The following is an 18,388-nucleotide window of genomic DNA, read 5'->3' on the forward strand; positions in this document are numbered from 1 at the left end:
ATAATTTATATATAAACCTATTTAATTTTCTATAACAAAATCAATTGAGAAGGTTCTAAAACACTAAGATTAGGAACCTCTAAACATTTTCTTTTTATCTCTTCCCTTGCATCATCTTGGATATGGTAAAGATAAAACAAAGTATTTTTATTATTTAAAGATATCTCTTTTGATATCTCAAAATTACTATGTCCTTTTTGTGCAGGAATATCTAAATTTTGACACTCTAGTAAAGCACAAGTAGTATTAGATAACATCTTAGTATTATCTCCTTTTAAGACACCATCTCCTGTCATAAAAAAACTATTTATTCCATCAGATAAATATATACCTCTATTGGGTACAGAATGTACCGTTTTAACCATTTTATAAGTAAATAGATCTAAAGAGCCTTCATCTTGGGCTTCAATTAATTCAACAAAACTATTTTTTGTTTGTTTTTTTGGCCAAAATCCAAAATCTATTAAATCTTTTAATACTTTGTGATTATCTTTATGACTTAAAATCTTCAAGCTTTTTTTTCGATTTAAAGTATCCATTCTATTTATCAACATACTAAGCCCTAAAACATGGTCAGGATGAGTATGCGTTAAATATATTGCATCAATATCTGCCCAATCTTCAATACTCTTCCACAAAGAAAAAGGTACAGTTGGTCCACAATCAATTAATATTTTATAATCTGATGATTCAACCAATACAGAAGAGTTAATATTTTCTTTTGAATAGGCATCTCCTACTCCAAGTACTTTTATTTTCATTTTAAATCCTTTTTTCAAAAGCTATTTCTTCATTTGTAAAAAGATGACACTTATCCTCTTTTATCTTTATTCCAACTGTTGATGAATCCTCATTAAAATAAGTACCTTGAATATTTAAAACTATAGATTGTGATTGATACTTTGAATAAATCAAAGTTGAACTACCCAAATGCTCAATTGTTTCAATATCTACATACATATTTGCATCATCATTTGACAATTCAATATCTTCAGGTCTTATACCTAAAGTTACCTCATCTGACTTTTCTGAGTTTTCAGGTAAAACATGTGGTAAGGTAAACTCTTTTTTACAAGGCAAAGAGATTGTTGTATTTTGATTAGTTGAAGCTATTAACTTAACTTTTATAAAATTCATTTTAGGTGAGCCAATAAATCCTGCTACAAAAATATTTGCAGGAGAATGATATAATTCAAGAGGAGTTCCCACTTGCTCAATCTTACCATCTCTTAAAACTACAATTCTATCCGCCATAGTCATAGCTTCAACTTGATCATGAGTTACATATATCATTGTATTTTTTAATTGTTTATGCAACTGAGTTATTTGTAATCTCATTTCAACTCTTAATTTTGCATCAAGATTTGATAAAGGTTCATCAAATAAAAAAAGTTTTGGGTTTCTAACTATTGCTCTACCAATAGCAACTCTTTGCCTTTGACCGCCTGAAAGTTCTGCTGGTTTTCTATCTAAAAGGTTTTCCAATTGTAAAATCTTTGCAGCCAAACTAATTTTCTTTTTTATTTCATTTTTAGGCATCCCACTCATTTTTAAACTAAATCCCATATTTTTTTCAACACTCATATGTGGATATAAAGCATAAGATTGAAATACCATAGCAATCTCTCTTTTCCCAGGATTTTCAAAAGTAATATTTTTATCATCAAGAAAAATATCCCCTGATGTAACAGATTCCAATCCTGCAATCATTCTTAATATTGTAGATTTTCCACAACCTGAAGGACCAACAAAAACTAAAAATTCACCATCATTTATCTCTAAATTAAAATCATCAACAACTGTTGTCTCATCATTATATTTTTTATATATATTTTTAAATTTTAAACTATTCATTTATCTATTTAACTCCCATTGAAAAACCACGTAATAAATATTTTTGTGCAAATACTGCTATTATTAATACAGGAATTGAAGATAATAATCCTATTCCCATCAAATCACCCCAAAATGTTTCATTTTCTGTAATAAAGTTTGCTATATAAAGAGGTAATGTAAAATTATCTGGTTGTTGTAAATAAAGTAGTGCAAATAAAAACTCATTCCAACATAAAATCATTGTAAATATTGCAGTTGCAGCAATACCTGCACCACATAAAGGAAGTACAATTAAGATTAATCTTTGCATTAAATTTGTTTTATCCAGTATTGCTGCCTCTTCTATCTCTTTTGGTACATCTCTAACAAATCCCAATAACATCCATATAGCAAAAGGAAGTGTATAGATTTGATAAGTTAACACAAGTCCAGCCAAAGTATTTAATAATCCTATTGTTTTTAAAAGTTCATATAAAGGTAAAGCAACAACTATTGGAGGCATTAATTTTACAATCAATACTAAAATCAAAAACAATAAATCAAGTTTTGCTGGAAATCTATATCTAACTAAAGCATATGCAGCCATAAAAGCTAAAATTAAAGAGATAAAAGTAGCACTTACTGAAACAATAGCTGTATTTAAAAACTTCTCAAAAAATCCAGCTTTTACAATATTTGTAATATGTTCCATACTCCAAACTGTAGGGAAAAAATTTGGAGTTTCACAGATATAATCAGCTGGTAATTTAAATGCAGTTACAAACATCCAAAGTATAGGTAGTAAAAAAAATGATATTGTTATAATTATTAAAAACCAAAACAAAACACTATTAAGTTTATTTCTAAAAGATATCATTTTTGTTGTTGTCCTTTTAAAATATTAGCTGCATAAATTAAACTCAAAGCACAAGCAATGAAGAGCATAACCAAGGAAGCTGCTGAAGCAATTCCTATATCGAAAAATTTGAATCCATTTTTATATACATACATAGATAGCGTTTCTGTTGCATTGCCAGGTCCACCACCTGTTAAAGCATAAACTTTATCAAACAATCTAAAAGTATCTATAGACCTAATTAAAAGAGCTAAAAACAGATGTGCTTTTATCATAGGTAAAATAATAAAAAGTAAACTCTGAAAATAAGATGCCCCATCACTTTTCGCAGCATCTAAAACATCTTTTGGAATAGATTGTAATCCAGCAAGAATTATAAGAAAGGTTACTGGAGTCCATTGCCAAAGATCCACTAGCATAATTGAATAAAGAGCCAAAGAGGGGTCAAACAGCCATTGAATTGGTTCAACTCCAATAAATCCCAACCAATGATTCAACATACCAAAATCGTAATGAAACCATGACCTCCATATAGAAGAAGCAACTAAAGTTGAAATCATCATAGGATATATAATTATAGGTAATGCTATTTGTCTAGCTGGAAACTTTTTAAAAAAAAGCAATGCCAATAAAAGACCTAAAAAAACTTGTAATAAAGATGTGATTATTGAAAAATGTATTGTTGTATTTATACTTGAAGTAAAAAACCAATCCTCACTTAAGGTGTGAAAATTATATAAACCTACAAAACGACTCTCCCCTGAATTAAAATCTGTTTCAAAAAAAGCATTAATTACAACCCAAACCACAGGGAAAATTGCAAACACTAAAATCACTAAAAATGCTGGCAAAATTAAAAAAGATAATTGTCTTTTATTTTTATACATATATTCCTCTTATTTTAAACTAACCAAAGAAGAGAAACTCTTCTTTAGTTTTTAATTACTTAAGTGCTCTATTTATATCTTTAGCAGCCATCTCTAAACTTTTATTTGCTGGCATTTGTCCAACAAGGGCAAGTTGAAGATAATCACCTAAAATAGATTCAACTTTTTTCCACTCTTTGATTCTTGGTCTTTCATGAGAATTTTTAAGTGCTTCAAGTTGATCTGGATACCATCTATATTTATTTACAATATCTTTGTCTGTATAAACTGAAGCTCTAGTTGGAGGCAGACCTAACTCAAGTGCAAGATTTTTTTGATTTTCTTGTGAAGTAACAAAATCGATAAATGCTCTAGCAGTTTTAGCTTTTTTAGAGTTTGAAGAGATTGCTAATTGCCATATTCCTAACATTGGAGATGACCCTACAACTTCACCAGGTGCTGCTTTAATTGCCATTTTACCAACAACTTTAGATTTAGCTGGATCATCCATAGATGGAACCCATGAAGGCCAAACTTCAATCGCTACTGCTGCTTTACTTTGTTGTAATGCATCTCTAACTTCAGTTGAGTTATATAATTCAACTCCTTTTGGTGCATAAGATTTTAATTGTAAAAATAGTTTTAATGCATTTTTTGCAGCAGAAGAATCAATCACTGCTTTGCCATTTTCATCTATAATTTTTCCACCATAAGCCCAAAGAATTGGTAAAAACCCAGTAACAATTGGATTTCCTTTTGTTCCTCTAAATACAACTCCCTTAACGCCCTCTTCTTTTTCATTGATAGTTTTAGTAGCAGCTAAAATATCTGTCCAAGTTTTTGATGATAGATCATATTTTTTAAATAAATCTTCTCTATATGCAAACATTTCAACATTTCCAACAAAAGGGATAGAATAAAGTTGCCCTGTTGCAACTGGATATTTTGATACATTTATAGTTTTTTCTACAAAATCAGAATCAGCTTTATCAAGTTTTGCAAGCCATTTATTTCTCATAAATTCTGTATCCCAAGTATCGTCAATCATTACAACATCATATGCACTTTCTCCACCTTTAAAACTAACTACAAGTTTTTCATACAGATTTCCATATGGAAGTTTTAAAAGTTCAATATCCATACTAGGATTTTGTTTTTTAAATTTTTCAACAGAATAAGCTAAAGCTTTTCCATATACACCATCTCTTCCAGCAATAACAAGATCAGCAGCAGAAGCTGAAATAGCTGAAAACAATACAGAAGCGGCAAGAACAGGTAATGCCATCTTTTTAATATAATCACCAAACATGAAGATTTCTCCTAATTATTTTTCTTTTTTAAGTAGTAACACAGTTCTTATGAACACGTGTGCATTTTAACAGAAATATTTTTTAAGTGTCAAGATAAAAGTTGTATTATTACATATTGGTTACAGAGAAAACCTATAAGATAAATCTTTTTACTATAAAATATAGTTATTTATTTATCTTAACACTCTCTCTTTTTATAAGACTTACAGGTATTAGTTCAAAAGAATTATTTATCTTTTGTTCATCAATTTGCAGTTTTAATCTTTCTATTACAGAATTTGAAATTTCTCTAACATTTTGTTTTATAGTTGTAAGTTTATAAGAGTCCCATGAAGCTTCTTTAATATCATCAAAGCCAATGATTGAATAGTCTATTCCTGGTTCAAATTTCTTGTATTTTCGTAATCCATCAATAAAACCAATTGCCAAAGCATCATTTGCACAAAATATACCTTCAATTTTTATTGAATTTTCATACACATATTTTGCACAATCATATCCACCTTTGTAAGTATTTGAAGATGTGCTTAGAAAATCATATTTTATATCAGATTTATCTTGATACTCTTTTAAAATATTATGAAAAGCTTCTCCCCTAGTCTTTCCACTATATGTAGAGTTTTCAATATTTAAAAAATGAAAAGTCTTACATTTAGCTTCCAAAAGATGTTCAATAGCTAATTTAGTGCCCTTATAATTATCTGAACAAACTATATCTATTTTTTCATCTTTTACAAGTCTATTTATAAGTATTACTGGAATATTTAGTTTTTTGCACTCAGTTGATATGCCAATAGGAGGGGAACCTGAAGTTATCATTACTCCAGATACTCTAAATTGTGCAAACTTTTTTATTGTTGATTCAATATCATCATCAGATGTAATTTCACTTACAATTGCAAGAAATTTATTTTCATCTATAACTTTTAAAAGTGTTTCCAATAATAACACATGAAAAGGATCCGACAAATTTCTTACAACTACCCCAATAAGATTAGTTTTTTGTTGATTAAGGCTCCGCCCTAACATATTTATTTGATAGCCTAACTCATCAGCAGCTTCTAAAATCTTTTTTCTTGTTTCTTCATTAACACAATCTAAATCATTTAATGCTCTTGAAACTGTAGATCTTGATACCCCTGCTCTTTTTGCTACATCTGAAGAGGTAACTGCCTTTTTATGCTCCATTGAAAATATATCCTTAATTGTTTTATAACAAGTCTAAATCTACAAATTATATTAAAGATGTACTTAAATAAGATTACAACAATGAAAATATTTTAATACAGTTCTAATTTCACCTAAAGCAATTAATTATTCTACTTAAAATCTTAGTAGTTATTGTTTTTAATTTAAAAGATACAATAAAACTATTCAAAAATCTATACCTTTTACAAATGATAATTTTTATCCTTTAGTAAAATTTATTAATATTACTTTAATTTTAAATATGTATACTTTCACTATAAAAATTATCAAAGGAAAAAAAATGTTAGTAACAAAAAAAGCTCCAGACTTCACAGCAACAGCTGTAACAGCAGATGGTCAAATCGTAGAGGATTTTAATTTATATAAAAATATTGGTGAAAAAGGTGCAGTATTATTTTTCTGGCCTTTAGACTTTACTTTTGTTTGTCCATCAGAGATTATTGCTTTTTCAAAAAGAGTAGAAGAGTTTGAAGCAAGAGGTATTCAAGTAATTGGTTGTTCAATTGATTCAGAATTTGCTCACTTTGCTTGGAGAGAAACAAAAGTAGAAGAAGGTGGAATTGGAAGAGTAAAATTCCCAATGGTTGCAGATATTACAAAACAAATTGCTAGAGATTATGATGTATTGTTTGGGGAAGCAGTAGCTTTAAGAGGATCATTTTTAATTGATAAAGATGGAACAATTAGACATGCCGTAATAAATGACTTACCACTTGGAAGAAACATTGATGAGATGGTTAGAATGGTTGATACAATGATATTTACAAATGAGCATGGTGAAGTTTGTCCAGCAGGATGGAATAAAGGTGATGAGGGTATGAAAGATACAACTGAGGGAGTAGCTGAATACTTAAGTAAAAACTCTGACAAACTATAGAGTAATTTATTACTCTCTTTAGAATTTTATTAAATAAAGTTATAAAAACAAAAAATAATAAGTCCCTTTTCAAAGGGGACATTTTAAAAGGAATAAATTATGTCAAAATATATTGAATTAACACAAGATACAATAGATGAAACAGTTAAAGAAGGTGTTGCATTAGTTGATTTTTGGGCACCTTGGTGTGGACCTTGTAGAATGATTGCTCCAGTAATTGAACAATTAGCACAAGATTTTGAAGGTAAAGCAAAAATATGTAAAGTAAATACTGAAGAGGAACAAGATTTAACAGTAAAATATGGAATTAGATCAATTCCTACAATTTTATTTTTCAAAAATGGAGAGATTGTAGATCAACTAATTGGTGCTACAAGTAAAGCAGCCTTAGAAGATAAATTAAACTCACTTTTATAAAGTCAAGGTAAGTGAAATACTTACCTTTACTAAGCTATTATAATTAAATAAATTTAACATAATTCAAGCAATATGATATAATGAAAAATAAATAACATTTTAGTAATTTCTAAAGTTATTAAAAGGATTGCTTAAATTATGGAAAAACTTACACTAAAAGAACTAGCTATACCAATGATTAAAGCTATAGATAGTTTTAATTATTTACTAAAATCCCACCATAGAAAAGTTGCAGTAATCTCATATAATATAGCTAAAGAACTAAATTTAAAAGATGAAGAGATTTTAGAGTTAGTTATAGCAGCATCTTTACATGATATTGGAGCCTTATCAGTTCAAGAACGAGATATGTTGGTGCAAGAGGATGTTATAAATCCAGGACCTCATTGTATTGTTGGTCATTGTATGTTATCTTCCTTTGAAGCTTTCAATAATATAGCACAAATAATAAAACACCATCATATAAAATATGAAGACTCTTTAAATATGAAAGATGAAAAAGTTTTTTTTGCAAGCCATATTATACATTTAGCAGATAGAATTGATGTAATAGTCTCCCCTGATGAGTTTATTTTAAATCAAAAAGAAAGAGTGACAGAAACAATTAGAAAAAAAGTTGGTACCTTATTTCATCCAAAAGTTTTTGATGCCTTTGAAAAAGTTTCAAAAGCAGACATATTTTGGATAGAAATTCCAAATATGAAAATAGAACAACTATTTAAAAAACTGAATTTTTCAATGGACTTTGAACTTACTATTGACAATGTTTTAAATTTTGCATTAACTATTTCACATATTATTGATTATAGAAGTAAATTTACAGCTACTCACTCTACAACTGTAGCACATCTTGCAGCACTATTAGGAAAATATTTCGATTTTTCTGATGAAAGATGTAAAAAATTAATGATAGCAGGATACTTGCATGATATTGGTAAAATTGGAATTGATCCAGGATTAATAGAAAAAAAAGGATACCTAACTTCTGAAGAATTCAATTTAGTAAAACTTCATCCTTACTTTACAGGACAAATTTTAAGTGAATTAAGTTCATCTAAATGGTTTGAAGAGATAATACATTGGGCAGAAAGACATCATGAGAAAAGAAATAAAACTGGATATCCATATGCACTAGATTTATCAGAACTTGATGACGGAGTTAGAATTTTAGCCTTTTCAGATATTATTACAGCATTAATGGAAAAAAGACCCTATAGAGACAGTTTATCAATTGATGAAAGTTTTAAAATAATAGAGGAAAAACTTTCTGAAGATATTTCTTCCGAAATGTTTGAAGTAATAAAACAGCATAAAGATGAAATAAATACATTAGTTTTAGAATGTCAAGCTAAAAATAAAACAAAATTATGTGCAGAAGGCAATTGATTTTAATCAATTGCTAATTTTATTCCTAAGGCTCCCAATAAAGTACCAGCTACTCTATCAATATATTTTTTAAATTTTAAATAAACTTTTTGTGATTTTTTTGTAGATAATAATATTGTCACAAAACAATACCATGTAGCATCTATTACAAAAGCAGTTATACATAATAAAATTGCACCAAATTCTGGCAAAGATTGAGGTAAAAGTGCTGCAAAAATTGAACCTAAAATTATTGCTGTTTTGGGATTACTTATTTGAGTTATAAATCCAAAAACTACTGCTTTAAAAAAACTTTTTGATTTTTTTTCCAATTTCATATTCATATCTAAAGATTCATCAGAATATTTCCAAATAACATAAGCCAAATATAATAGATATAAAGCACCAATGATTTTAAAACTCTCATATAGAAAAGGAACCATCTCAAATAAAGTATACAAACCCAAGATAGCTAAAAAAGTAAAAAACATTGCGCCTAAACCTAAACCTATAGATACCCCTATCCCTTCAGAGATTGGTTTAGATACTGCTGTTTTTGCTACAAGTATAAAACTTGGACCGGGACTAATAGTACCAAATATAAAAACTACAGCAATTGCAAAAATAAAAGAATATTCACCCATTTTTAACCTTTAAAAAAAGATTATATACTAATTTTAATGATAAATTCGTAAATAGTTTACCTTTTATACCAATAAAAACTTTACTTTATCTATAAAATATAGTAAAATTCTATATTATGAAAAAGTTAATTGTAATATTCTTGATTTTATTTGCAAGTATTACTCAGATTTATGCTTTTACATGGAATGAATGTGTTAAAAAATATGAAAGGGCAAAGCAATTTAATGATTATACAAGATTATCGTATATATATTTAAAGTCTACAAGAAATTGTATAATTAAATTTAAAAATTTTTTAATACAAAATCCAAATCCTGATTTTAGTGTAAAATCAATGAACGAAAATATAACTATGCTTAACAATTACCTAAATCAGTTATTACCAAATTATAACTACAATCAAAACAACCTTGAGCAAATACCAAAATATTTAAATATGGATTCAAAAGAACCAATCAAAAACAATGAATATAAATATTTTATAAAATTTGATGGATGTAATGGTGTACATGCAAACAATAAAATATATACAGCAAGACATTGCAAAATAAAAGAATCAAAAAATAAACATTATGATTTAAACTACATAGAGACCAATACTACTTCAAAACTAAAAATTGAAAAACTAGACACCTCTAAAAAAGGAACATTTAAATATTATTCAATGTCTAAAGAAGGGATGTTTTACAACGTATTATTACAAGAAAAAAATTGTAAATTTTACAAAGCAAAAAATATCCCAACAGGAGTAAATAGCTCTTTAGATTTGACAGATTTAAAGAAAAAAGAAGAGATTCGAAGTAATTGTTTAGCAATACCATCAAATAGTGGTGGAGGAGTATTCCAAGAGGGGAAACTTGTAGGTATAATATCTAAAACAGTTTTTAATGATAATAGATTTTTATATAGTGTTATTGAACCTATTATTATTCCTATAGCTACTAATAAATAAGACACAGGCTATTTAAATATATAGTCTGTGCCTAGTATGATTTTATTGGGGAGGCTCTCTATAAAGATTACACCAACCTTGTGGATTAATTGATCCTTCAATAATCTTACAGGTATTTGTTTCTGGTTCAAAGTGCATACAATCTTTACAAACTTTACCATTTTTTGGACTATCTTGATATTCAAATCTTTTTTTTGAGCCTTTTGCATAAAGTGATTTTGTAGAGAAAGTTACAAAACTAAGAAAAGCCAGATTTCTAAAAAAATCTCTTCTATTCATATTCTCTTTAGATTCATGTACCATTAAATATCCTTTGTATTGTTACATTGATTCTTCAGATTATAATACTGAGACCTACTCTTTCAAACATATATATACTACAAAAGCACTCTTAATTAATAATTATATAAAGTATTTAGGAATTTAATATAATCTATTTTTTGAAAATTTAAATAATATTAGATATTTCAACTAAAAGATACTATTTAAATACACTTTATTACTATAATTCATTTATAAGTTTTTAACTTAAAAAGGAGATGATATGAGCATTTATGTTGATATAAAAGATTTACTTGATGAATGCAAATGTAAAAATGATAACTTTATATTAGATATTGAAAATAAGACAATAATTTCAAAAAATATAGATACAATAAGTAGTTGTCAAAATGATTGTGGATTGATTACAAAAATAACAATGTATTTAATATCAAATGATATAGATTATGATTTATTAAATGACTACAGTATCAAATTATATATAGAAGAATAATATCATTAAAACTATTCTTTAACTATTTATTAAACTATATACTAAAACAAACTCCTAAGATATAAGCTCCAATTAGATAAAATATACCTCTTATAATAGTTTTAAAATCAAAAGGTTTAATAAGAATGAGTGAAAACAAAGATTTTTTACGAACAATAGTTGAAGAGGATTTAAAATCTAATAAATACGAAAAAATTGTTACTAGATTTCCTCCTGAGCCTAATGGCTTTCCACACATTGGACATGCAAAGTCTATATTTATAAATTTTGGTATAGCACGTGATTATAATGGTTATTGTAATCTAAGAATGGATGATACAAACCCTACAACAGAAGATACAAAATATGTAGAGGCTTTAAAAGATGCAGTTGAATGGCTGGGCTATGATTGGATTGGTGAAGTTAAATATACATCTGATTATTTTCCTAAAATATACAACTATGCAGTAGAACTTATAAAAATGGGTAAAGCGTATGTTGATAGTATCAATGAAGAAGAGATAAAAGAATATAGAGGTACTGTTACAGAAGCTGGGAAAAGAAGTAAATATGCCAATCGTACAATAGAAGAGAACCTAGACCTTTTTGAAAAAATGAAAAATGGTGAATTTAAAGATGGGGAGCACGTATTAAGAGCAAAAATTGATATGAGTGCAGCTAATATGAAAATGAGAGACCCTCTTTTATATAGAATTAGACATGCACATCACTTTAGAACAAATGATGACTGGTGTATCTATCCAATGTATGATTTCGCTCATTGTTTATCTGATTATATTGAAGGTGTTTCTCACTCAATTTGCACTTTAGAATTTGAAAATAATAGAGATATTTATGACTGGGTTTTAGATGAACTAAATTTAACTCCACCAAGACCATATCAACATGAATTTGCAAGACTTGGTATTAATTATACAGTTATGAGTAAAAGAAAACTTTTAGAACTCGTAAATGAGAACTATGTAAATGGTTGGGACGACCCTAGAATGCCAACTATTGCAGGTTTAAAAAGAAGAGGATATACAAAAGAATCTATTTTGAATTTTTGTGACCAAATTGGTATTGCAAAAGCAAACTCTATGGTTGATGTTTCTCAACTTGAATTTTGTATTAGAGATGATTTAAACCAAAAAGCACCAAGAGTTATGTGTGTACTTGACCCAATCAAGGTTTCAATTGAGAATTATGAAGGAAGTGAAGAGATTGAAGCTTCATACTATCCTTATGATGTACCTAAAGAAGGCTCAAGAAAGATACCTTTTTCGAATGAAGTTTATATAGAAAGAGAAGATTTTAGTGAGAATCCAGTAAAAGGTTATAATAGATTAACTCCAAATCAAGCAGTAAGATTAAGACACGCCTATATTATTACTTGTAAAGAGATAATTAAAGATGATGAAGGAAATATAGTAGAGATAAAAGCAATTTACAATCCTGATTCAAAAAGTGGTCAAGATAAAAGTGGAATAAAAGTAAAAAGTGCAATTCAATGGGTTGATGCAAAAAAAGCTAAAAAAATAGAAGTTAGACTTTATGATAGATTATATAAGAATGAAGCTCCAGAAGGACTTGAAGATTTAAATCCAAACTCTTTATCCATTATAAAAGATGCATTAATAGAACCAGCAGTAATTACTGAAAAACCTGATGAAAGATTTCAGTTTGAAAGACAAGGATATTTTTATGCTGACCCAATAAATTATACTGATGAAAACCCAGTATTTAATAAAATTGTTGGCTTAAAAGACTCATGGGCAAAAAAATCAAAAAACACTGAAGAAAAACAAAAAAACAAAACTACTTCAAAACAAGAAAAAAAAGAGATAGTTCATGGGGAAGCTGAACCTTTAACAGAGAAACAAAAAGAACTTTTCAATAGATATACAAATGAACTTAATCTAAATAATGAAGTATCAAACATATTAGCAAGAGATGAAAAACTATCATCTTTTTATGAAGAAGCTTTAACTAAATTAAACAGCCCTACTTCATTAGCAAATATAATTGCAAATGATGTAGCAAAAGAACTGAAAGAAAAAGAGATTAGTGAACTAAAATTTACAGCAAAAGAGATTGCTCAACTTGTAAAAATGATTGATGAAGAAATTATCTCAAGTAAAATTGCTAAACAAGTATTTGAACAGATGAATAAAACAGGTGAAAATCCATCAAAAATTGTTGAAGATAAAGGTTTAGTTCAAATTAGTGACCCTTCAATAATTTTACCAATTATTGATGAAGTAATTGAAAAAAATCCAGATAATGTAAAAAAATACAAAGATGGGAACCAAAAACTATTTGGTTTTTTTGTAGGACAAGTATTAAAAGCAACTGGGGGAAAAGCAAATCCAAAAGTTGTAAATGAGTTAGTTACAAAAAAACTAAACTAATAAAAAGGCTATTAATTAGCCTTTTTTAAAGAATCTTTTCAATATTTTCTTTTACTTTTATCAAAGTATTATTTAATTCTATATTTTTATCAATAAACTCTTTTAAACCTAAAGTTTTTAGAGGTATTTTCTTTGTAAATTTGACAATATCTTCATCAATTGGCATACCACCTATTTTTGTTTGCATTAAATCAATATATAAAAACTCATCATCTAAAGAAAATCTTGCATAATTATAATAAACTGATATTTGCTTATTTAACTTATGTAAATTTATAGTTTCTGTTCTTAAAGAGGTGTAATCCATCTTACCTTTTCCAAATATTTGTGTAAAAATATAATAAGGGAAAAGATTTGAATCAACATTTATTCTACTTATCTTTAAATTATCTTGCTTAATAAATATATCATCAATAAGTTTAATATAATAGTTAGAGTTCATAATACCTACATCTTTTAATATTTCAGTATTAATAAACTCATATATTAGATGGGAATTCTCTTTTACAAAATTTTTCAATTCTTTTAATCCTAATTCATCTAAAAACTCTTTTTCTTCCATTCTTTACTCCATAAAATTTATAAATTTAATATATAATTGTTTTATTTCTACCGGTATCTTTAGCTTTATATAAAGCATCATCAGCTCTTTTTATAATGACATCTGGTGTATCATTTTTTTGATATATTGTTGCTCCAATACTAACTGTTTTTATACCCACTTTATCAATATGATATTTACTAATTGAATTTCTGATTTTTTCAATTAATTGTTCTAATCCATCTTTATCTATTTCTGGTAAGATAAGTAAAAATTCCTCTCCACCCCATCTACCAAAATAATCTGTATTTCTAATATTTTCTTTTACAACTTTTGTAATCTCTTTTAAAACCTTATCTCCTATTAGATGTCCAAAAGTATCATTTGTATGTTTAAAATGGTCAATATCAATAATAGCACAACCAAAAGCATGACTATACCGTAGATTTCTATTAATTTCATTTAACAATAATTCATCTAATTTAGACCTATTAAATACACCTGTTAATTTATCAGTTGTAGCTAATATTTCTAACTCTTTATTTTGTTTTTCAATTATATCTTTTGCTATTACAATTTTTCTATTCCAATAATATAATAAAGACAATACAAATACAGCTGCAATTACTATTTGCCATATTAAAGAATAATCTACAATTTGCTGGTATTTTATTGTAACCCACTTTTTAAATATTCTATTAATATCTTTCTCATTAATACTTTGTATAACTTTTTCAAAAATATTATATAATTTGATATCATCATTTCTTATTCCGTAAGATAAGTCGTAACTAATAGGAAGTTGTCCTGCTATTTTTATATCAACCAATCCATTTTCTTCCATTGCGTAAGCTATAGATGGTGCAGAATCAATATAAGCAAATACTTTACCTTCATTTACCTTTTCAAGTCCCTCTTTTACACTTGAGACTAATTCAAGTTTTATCTTAGGATATTTACTTCTTAAATCCTCTTCAACTGCATAATCTCTAACAACTGCAAATTTTTTATTTTTAAAATTATTAATATCATCAATAAAAAACTGATTATTTTTTGTTGCAATCACATATTGTATTGATATAATTGGTTTAGTAAAAAATAAATATTTACTTCTTATTGGAGTTTTTTTTGATAATGATAGTATATCACACTCTTTTGTTTTTGCTTTCGCTAAAGATTCACTCCAATTTTCTGTTTTAACTATTTTTATTGATTTATTTAATTTTTTTTCAAGAATAGATTTAAAGTCAGAGCCTATACCATCATGCTCACCTTTTGAATTTATAGCTTCAAAAGGCATCCAATTTGGAGCAACACACATTTTTAAAGTTTTATATTTTTTCAAATATGATATATTTTCAGGATTAAGTACTGTTTGTGTATTACTCTTCTCATTAACTTTTGTTACCCATTTTGCAATTATTTTATTCTTCTCAAATATATCGATTGTTTCAAGACCTTTTTTTATTATAGAAAATAAAATTGGTTTATCTTTATTTACAAAAAAATGAAGGCTTGAAGAGGGAAAACTATTTTGGGGTATACCTTTTATACCAACAATAAAATTATTTGCTAAATAATTTTCTACAACAATCTGAGTATCTAAATAAGCATCTACTTCATTTGTAAGAAGTTTATTTATTGAATCTTCTATGTCTTTAGTTTCAACAATATTAACTTGTGGATATTTTTGTTTTACTTTAGAAATTGTGCCATATTCTTTTATGATAGCTAGTTTTTTATTTTTTAAGTCATCTAGTGTTTTTATATTATTCTTTTGACTATTTACATATAAAAACTCTTTTATATAAAAATATGGTTTTGTAAAAAGTCCAAATTTATCTCTTTCCTTTGTAAAATAAGTATCTGGTAATATATCAATTTTTCTTTCTTTAAAGTCATTAAGTAACTCATGAAAAAGTTTATCATGATATTTTACTTTCAAATTAAATCTTTTGACTATCTCTTTAAATATCTCTCCACTAAAACCATCTATAGAATTAGTTTCTTTATTAAAAAATACAACTGGACTCCAACTTTCAACACCTACATTGATAATATTATTTTCTATCCAACTTTTTTCTTCTTTATTTAATTTGATAGCGTAATTTTTTTGTAAATCTAATTCAGTTTTATTATCAAACCATTTTGATTTAATTTTTTGTATCTCAACATAAGACCTGTCAAATGCTTTATCTAAAGCTGAAACTAACAATGGATAATCATTACGTACGCCAATTTTAATACTTATGTCTTCTTGTTGTTTAAATTTAGCTTCACCCACTGCAATTATTTCATTAATATTTTTTTCAGCTAATAAACTATCAATTACTGGTTTAATATCAATTATCGCATCTGCTTCATTATTTATCACTGCATTTATTGTTTGGTGTGGTTCATCAACTAATAATATTTTAATATTAGGGAATTCTTTTTTTAAAAGTTCTTCATACCAAAAACCTTTTACCACAGCTACTGTATATCCATTTAAACTTGATAAATCAAAAAATAAACTTCTATCTTTTTTCGCAAAAATTAATGGTTTTTCATTTATTATTGTATTATTTGTAAAAAGTAAATAATTCTCTCTATCTTTTGTTTTAGTTATATTTCCGATTAAGTCAATCTCTTTATTTTTTAACATAGTTAAATAGTTAAACCATTTATCACCAGAAACATATTTTATTTCTATTCCTAATTTTTTAACTAGCATATTAAGAACATCTATAGTATATCCTGCAGGTTTTTCATCTCTATTAAAATTATAAGGTTTCCAATTTTGTTCATTGTGTACTTTTATAACTGGATGTTTTTTTAGAAAATCTTTTTCTTCATCAGTTAAATAACTACTTGCAAAAAGTGAATGTATAGTTATAAAAAATAGAATAATATACTTCAACAAAAAAAAGCCTTTTTTATAGTTTACATCTATAATACTCTATTTTAATGCAAATAAATATTAAGTAAAAAATAAAATTTATTATAACTACAATCGATATTTAATTTTTTTTGACTTTTATTTTACATTATTATTTTTTTTAAAGCTTTAATTTATAAATAATCAATAAAATGTTTTAGCTTATTAATATACATCATAGTTATATAATGATAATAAGTATATAATCATTATATAAATAATTTGAAAGGTTGATATTTTATTGCAAATGAAACGTGAAACTATAAAAATGGCAGCTGCTGTAAGCTTTACCATTACTATTTTAACACTTTATTCAATTTGGAATTATTCTTATGAAAAAGAGCGTTTAATTGCCCAAATAGATAAACAACTATACTCAGCTGCAGTTGCTGTGCCTTTTGTCTTAGAAGATGATTTCCATGACAGAGCAACAAATGATAATTCAATAAGTGAAAAAGAAGATAATCGAAATATTAGAAATCTAACCAAATTAAACAACCAACTAGGAACAAAATTCCTTTATACAGTAATAAAAGCAAAAAATGGTATTCACTACCTTACAAGTTCAAGTGCTTTAGATAAAGAGGTAAAAACTCATACAGAAGTTCGTTATTTCACCCCTTACCCAGATGCAAGTGAAACTTTAAAAAATAGTTTTGAACACTTAAGTACAGATTATACTGCCCCAAATAAAATATATAAACCGTTTTATGTTCCTATATTTAGTGATAGATGGGGAACTTATCGATCAATTGTACTTCCAATACAAACAAGCAATGGAAATCTATATGTTGTAGGTGTTGATATGGATATCTCATATGTAAATAAGTTATTAAAACAAAATACAATCCAAACCTTTTTATCATTTTTACTTTTTTTAATCTCTATTGTACCTATTCTGATTGCATATAAAAATGTTTTAAAAGATAAGCATAAAGAGTATCAAGAGGTTTCAAAGAAATCTATTACTGATCCACTTACAAAACTTTACAATAGATACAAAATTGATAAGGAATTAGAAGTTCATTATAATAGTTTTCAAAATAACAACATATCTTTTGCCCTATTAATGTTAGATTTGGACCATTTTAAAAAGATTAATGACAAATATGGACATCAAGAAGGTGATGAAGTATTAAAACAGTTTTCACAAATATTAAAAGATTCTACAAGACTAACGGATATTGTGGGAAGATGGGGAGGAGAAGAGTTTATAATAATCTATCCAAATAGTGATTTAAATAGTGGTCTTCAACTTGCACAAAAACTACATACAAATTTAAAATATTCAAAGATGATGCAAAAATATCAACTTACTGTTAGTATAGGGTTAGGTATTCCTAAAAAAGAGATCTCTTTAAATGAGTTTGTAAAAAAAGTTGATGAAGCTCTTTACAAAGCCAAAGATTTAGGAAGAAACCAAACTGTAGTTATTGACTAATTATTAGTAAAT

General features: G+C 26.8%; 17 protein-coding genes. 7 read left to right on the forward strand and 10 right to left on the reverse strand.

Going from position 1 to position 18,388, the window contains the following annotated elements; translation table 11 throughout:
* Nucleotides 1–29 precede the first annotated feature (29 nt).
* The 6 genes from ACKU4C_RS09365 to ACKU4C_RS09390 all read right to left on the reverse strand — a co-directional run bounded on the left by ACKU4C_RS09365 (nucleotide 30) and on the right by ACKU4C_RS09390 (nucleotide 6,035).
* Entirely contained in the window at nucleotides 30–761 is a 732-nt protein-coding gene (locus ACKU4C_RS09365; RefSeq protein WP_321311608.1) for a ribonuclease Z, read from the reverse strand.
* Nucleotide 762: 1 nt separating this feature from the next.
* Nucleotides 763–1,854 (reverse strand): sn-glycerol-3-phosphate ABC transporter ATP-binding protein UgpC, encoded by a 1,092-nt coding sequence (locus tag ACKU4C_RS09370; RefSeq protein ID WP_321311609.1) that lies wholly within the window; start codon nucleotides 1,852–1,854, stop codon nucleotides 763–765.
* A gap of 4 nt (nucleotides 1,855–1,858) precedes the next feature.
* Nucleotides 1,859–2,692, reverse strand: a complete 834-nt coding sequence (locus ACKU4C_RS09375) for a carbohydrate ABC transporter permease (protein ID WP_321311610.1) — start codon at nucleotides 2,690–2,692, stop codon at nucleotides 1,859–1,861.
* Entirely contained in the window at nucleotides 2,689–3,558 is an 870-nt protein-coding gene (locus ACKU4C_RS09380; protein WP_321311611.1) for a sugar ABC transporter permease, read from the reverse strand. The genes ACKU4C_RS09375 and ACKU4C_RS09380 overlap by 4 nt, the downstream gene beginning before the upstream one ends.
* A gap of 55 nt (nucleotides 3,559–3,613) precedes the next feature.
* On the reverse strand, nucleotides 3,614–4,846 hold the full coding sequence (locus ACKU4C_RS09385) for an ABC transporter substrate-binding protein (RefSeq protein WP_321311612.1): 1,233 nt from the start codon (nucleotides 4,844–4,846) through the stop codon (nucleotides 3,614–3,616).
* 166 nt (nucleotides 4,847–5,012) lie between these two features.
* A complete protein-coding gene (locus ACKU4C_RS09390; RefSeq protein WP_321311613.1) occupies nucleotides 5,013–6,035 on the reverse strand; it encodes a LacI family DNA-binding transcriptional regulator in 1,023 nt (340 codons plus the stop codon).
* A 301-nt stretch (nucleotides 6,036–6,336) separates the two neighbouring features.
* Here ACKU4C_RS09390 and ACKU4C_RS09395 point away from each other — a divergent pair, with 301 nt between their 5' ends.
* The 3 genes from ACKU4C_RS09395 to ACKU4C_RS09405 all read left to right on the forward strand — a co-directional run bounded on the left by ACKU4C_RS09395 (nucleotide 6,337) and on the right by ACKU4C_RS09405 (nucleotide 8,736).
* A complete protein-coding gene (locus tag ACKU4C_RS09395) occupies nucleotides 6,337–6,933 on the forward strand; it encodes a peroxiredoxin (protein WP_321311614.1) in 597 nt (198 codons plus the stop codon).
* A gap of 99 nt (nucleotides 6,934–7,032) precedes the next feature.
* Nucleotides 7,033–7,350: a thioredoxin gene (gene trxA / locus ACKU4C_RS09400; RefSeq protein ID WP_321311615.1), complete on the forward strand. Its 318-nt coding sequence runs from the start codon at nucleotides 7,033–7,035 to the stop codon at nucleotides 7,348–7,350.
* Between the two features lie 138 nt (nucleotides 7,351–7,488).
* A complete protein-coding gene (locus tag ACKU4C_RS09405; RefSeq protein WP_321311616.1) occupies nucleotides 7,489–8,736 on the forward strand; it encodes an HD domain-containing phosphohydrolase in 1,248 nt (415 codons plus the stop codon).
* Between the two features lie 2 nt (nucleotides 8,737–8,738).
* On the opposite strand, the gene ACKU4C_RS09410 is transcribed toward ACKU4C_RS09405, so the two are convergent.
* On the reverse strand, nucleotides 8,739–9,359 hold the full coding sequence (locus ACKU4C_RS09410) for a LysE family transporter (RefSeq protein ID WP_321311617.1): 621 nt from the start codon (nucleotides 9,357–9,359) through the stop codon (nucleotides 8,739–8,741).
* A gap of 116 nt (nucleotides 9,360–9,475) precedes the next feature.
* Between ACKU4C_RS09410 and ACKU4C_RS09415 the strand changes: the two genes are divergently transcribed.
* Nucleotides 9,476–10,312, forward strand: a complete 837-nt coding sequence (locus tag ACKU4C_RS09415; RefSeq protein ID WP_321311618.1) for a hypothetical protein — start codon at nucleotides 9,476–9,478, stop codon at nucleotides 10,310–10,312.
* Between the two features lie 42 nt (nucleotides 10,313–10,354).
* Here ACKU4C_RS09415 and ACKU4C_RS09420 read toward each other — a convergent pair whose 3' ends face one another.
* A complete protein-coding gene (locus ACKU4C_RS09420) occupies nucleotides 10,355–10,615 on the reverse strand; it encodes a high-potential iron-sulfur protein (protein WP_321311619.1) in 261 nt (86 codons plus the stop codon).
* 241 nt (nucleotides 10,616–10,856) lie between these two features.
* Between ACKU4C_RS09420 and ACKU4C_RS09425 the strand changes: the two genes are divergently transcribed.
* Both ACKU4C_RS09425 and ACKU4C_RS09430 read left to right on the forward strand, forming a co-directional pair.
* Entirely contained in the window at nucleotides 10,857–11,087 is a 231-nt protein-coding gene (locus ACKU4C_RS09425) for a hypothetical protein (protein WP_321311620.1), read from the forward strand.
* Nucleotides 11,088–11,212: 125 nt separating this feature from the next.
* Nucleotides 11,213–13,477 carry a glutamine--tRNA ligase/YqeY domain fusion protein gene (locus ACKU4C_RS09430; RefSeq protein WP_321311621.1) on the forward strand — a complete coding sequence of 755 codons (2,265 nt, stop codon included), beginning with the start codon at nucleotides 11,213–11,215 and terminating at the stop codon, nucleotides 13,475–13,477.
* A 25-nt stretch (nucleotides 13,478–13,502) separates the two neighbouring features.
* On the opposite strand, the gene ACKU4C_RS09435 is transcribed toward ACKU4C_RS09430, so the two are convergent.
* Together ACKU4C_RS09435 and ACKU4C_RS09440 are read right to left on the reverse strand one after the other, a co-directional pair.
* Nucleotides 13,503–14,039 carry a hypothetical protein gene (locus tag ACKU4C_RS09435; protein ID WP_321311622.1) on the reverse strand — a complete coding sequence of 179 codons (537 nt, stop codon included), beginning with the start codon at nucleotides 14,037–14,039 and terminating at the stop codon, nucleotides 13,503–13,505.
* Nucleotides 14,040–14,064: 25 nt separating this feature from the next.
* Nucleotides 14,065–16,917, reverse strand: coding sequence for a transporter substrate-binding domain-containing protein (locus ACKU4C_RS09440; RefSeq protein WP_321311623.1), 2,853 nt, complete (start codon nucleotides 16,915–16,917; stop codon nucleotides 14,065–14,067).
* A gap of 265 nt (nucleotides 16,918–17,182) precedes the next feature.
* Here ACKU4C_RS09440 and ACKU4C_RS09445 point away from each other — a divergent pair, with 265 nt between their 5' ends.
* Nucleotides 17,183–18,376 carry a GGDEF domain-containing protein gene (locus ACKU4C_RS09445; protein ID WP_321315861.1) on the forward strand — a complete coding sequence of 398 codons (1,194 nt, stop codon included), beginning with the start codon at nucleotides 17,183–17,185 and terminating at the stop codon, nucleotides 18,374–18,376.
* Nucleotides 18,377–18,388: the final 12 nt, after the last annotated feature.

The organism is Halarcobacter sp., from assembly GCF_963676935.1.
In the GTDB taxonomy this organism is placed as follows: Bacteria; Campylobacterota; Campylobacteria; order Campylobacterales; family Arcobacteraceae; genus Halarcobacter.